Genomic DNA, 2547 nt, shown 5'->3' with positions numbered 1-2547 from the left:
CATTTTTCATGCGCCTTATTTTTGCCTAACCCGGATAAACTGGAAATAACCAATTACAAAAATCGAATTCAAATAAACCCCAAGTTACAATATCCAAATCTCAAACAAGATACAGACCAACAATTGTCAGCCATTATAGATAGTTGCCATTGTATTGGCAACGGTTTAACGAAAAAACTTAGCGCGTTAGCGAATCAGAATGTCCATGCTTCAAGATCATTAGGTTTGGAATTTTGGTCATTGTGACTTATTTGTCATTTGGTGTTTTTGGCTATTGTCATTTTGTCTGGTTATTCCTCCTGGGGCTTAAAATGCTCCGGGACCTCCACCATGCTCAGAAGCAGCGGCTTGAGAAAAGACCAGCGGATGCCGATTTTGTATACTTCTTCCAGGTCACGAATGGCGTCCCAGCAGTTGTGGCAGGGGGCCACCACGAGTTTGGCACCGGTGGCCAGAATTTGGTCTCGTTTGACTTTCAATCCGATGTTACGCTGCTGGCGGTAGAGCCCGATGCCGTTGAGCCCGCCGCCGCCGCCGCAACAGAAATTGTGCTCCTTGCAGGGCCGCATCTCCCGGAAATCCTCGGCAATGTAGCTCATAATCTCCCTGGCGCAGTCACCCAAACCGGCATTTCTCACATAGTTGCATGAATCCTGGTAGGTGACTGGCTCTTTGATTCGCTTGGCCGGGTCGATCTTCAATTTCCCGGTGCGCAGGGCCTCGGCGACCCACTCCACATAGTGGAAGCTCTCGACCGGGGTCTTGCCCGACTTGAGTCCCGCCCAGTAGGGCCCTTCCAACACCGTTGCCCGATAGGCGTGGCCGCATTCGGTGACCACCATGCGTTTGGGTTTGAGCCGGTCCATGGCCGCATAGACGCTTTCCACCTGGACCTTGCAGGCGCCCCAGTCACCGGCGAACATGGCCAGGCTGGTCTCCTCCCACCCTTGGCTGGGAACGGTCCAGTTTTCGCCGGCGAGGTGAAAAAGAATCGCAGCCTCGGCCAGGTCCTCCGGATAGTGTTTGGGCTCCCGGGCGTTGACCGTGTATATGATATCGGCATTCTCTTTATCCACCGGGATCTCCAGTCCCGGCCAGTCCTCTTCATACTCCTCGGCCATCCACTCGCACGTGTCCACCCAGTCTTCGGTGGTGATGTCCATCTGGGCATTGAAGATGCGGTGCATGCCCGAGCCGATCTTCAGTTCCCAGGGCACGAATCCCTGTGCGAAACACAACCCCCGGACATAACCGAACATCACCCCCATGTCGATACCGAAGGGGCAATAGGTGGCGCAGCGGTTGCAGCAGGAGCATTTAGACCAGGCCGTGTCCATGACCATGTGCATGAAATCGTTGTCCACTTTGCCTTTGCGCTTGATCATCTCACCTAAAGTGGCCTGGATTTTGTACGACGGCACCTGTTTGGGGTCTTTGTCGTTGGCCAGGTAGAAAAAACAGCTGTCGGCGCACATCCCGCAGTGGGCGCAGATCTCCAGCCAGGTCCGCAGTCTGGACTTGCAGGTCTTCTCCAGTGTGGCCCACAGGGCCTTGGTGTCCACGTCGAGCAGCTTCATCTCGGCGTAGTACTGCTTGCCGCTTTTGTCAGCCAACAGCGCGTTCAGCTTTTCCTTGGTATCGACAACCTGTTTGTTGCAAAGAATTCCTTCGGGCATTGTATCACCTTAAAAACAAAATATTAATATATGCGCAAGGCCTACCAGGCAATTCCCTTGTTTTTCATGCCGCCGCGTTTGATTCCGAAATCCATACCCAGCTGGGCCCGGGAGAGGAAAAAAAGTAGAAAATGGGACAGCTTGGTAAAGGGGATGGCCACCAGCATGATCTCGCCGGATAACACGTGGGCCACAATCCAGAAATCGTAGCTGCCCATCTGATGGTAGGCAAGAAAACCCGTCAAAAAGGGTGCCACAGCGATGGCCAGCACCAGAAAATCGTATGGTTTGGTCAAAATGCGCACCTCCGGCAGGGCGATGCGCCGCAGGATGATGAACACCGCCGCCACGATCACGGCCAGGGTCATTACATCGGCCAGACCTTCGGGCAGGGTGGGCAGGCTGAAGCCGAAACGCTCCAGCAGGAGTACGTTATGGCCCATGAGAAATATGGGCGTGGCCAGCAGGCAGATGTGAAAGACGAACACCAGGATGGTGAACCCGGGGTAAAAACGCCAGCTGTGGGTGCCGAATGGCACCAGCCAGACGAAGATGGAGCGTAGGGCGCCCCTGATGCCGTAGGCCACATTGACCGAATAGGTGACGCGGTCCATCTGCCAGTTAAGGCCCCGGATGTACCACACCAGACGATAGAGCAGGCCGATAAAAAAGATACCAAAGGAGAGCCAGGCAAGAGGGCCGGTTACAAATGCATACATGGGGTGCTCCTTTTTTTAGTCATCGTCACGGTCGGTGAGAAACAGCCAGAACCCCGTGATGCCCAGCAAGGCAGCGACGATCAATACATAGGTGATATTTTCAGTGTGGAGCATGAACTCCTGAAGCGTGTAAATGGTTTTCATGGGATCTT

Annotated in this window: 4 protein-coding genes; 1 reads left to right on the top strand and 3 read right to left on the bottom strand. The window is 53.9% G+C overall.

All coding sequences use genetic code 11. From position 1 onward, the window contains the following. Positions 1-246 (top strand): hypothetical protein (locus tag QNK41_RS01035; RefSeq protein WP_319252847.1); only part of this gene is annotated, 246 nt, incomplete at its 5' end. Between the two features lie 44 nt (positions 247-290). On the opposite strand, the gene hmcF is transcribed toward QNK41_RS01035, so the two are convergent. The 3 genes from hmcF to hmcD are packed head-to-tail and all read right to left on the bottom strand — an operon-like array spanning position 291 to position 2539. Next, positions 291-1676, bottom strand: a complete 1386-nt coding sequence (gene hmcF, locus QNK41_RS01030; protein WP_319252845.1) for a sulfate respiration complex iron-sulfur protein HmcF — start codon at positions 1674-1676, stop codon at positions 291-293. A 41-nt stretch (positions 1677-1717) separates the two neighbouring features. After that, positions 1718-2395, bottom strand: coding sequence for a sulfate respiration complex protein HmcE (hmcE, locus tag QNK41_RS01025; RefSeq protein WP_319252843.1), 678 nt, complete (start codon positions 2393-2395; stop codon positions 1718-1720). 15 nt (positions 2396-2410) lie between these two features. Further along, positions 2411-2539 (bottom strand): sulfate respiration complex protein HmcD, encoded by a 129-nt coding sequence (gene hmcD / locus QNK41_RS22885; protein ID WP_319261332.1) that lies wholly within the window; start codon positions 2537-2539, stop codon positions 2411-2413. Positions 2540-2547: the final 8 nt, after the last annotated feature.

The sequence above is a fragment of the Desulfosarcina sp. genome (genome assembly GCF_033791525.1).
Classification (GTDB): domain Bacteria; phylum Desulfobacterota; class Desulfobacteria; order Desulfobacterales; family Desulfosarcinaceae; genus Desulfosarcina.
This window is presented reverse-complemented; position numbering and strand designations above follow the sequence as displayed.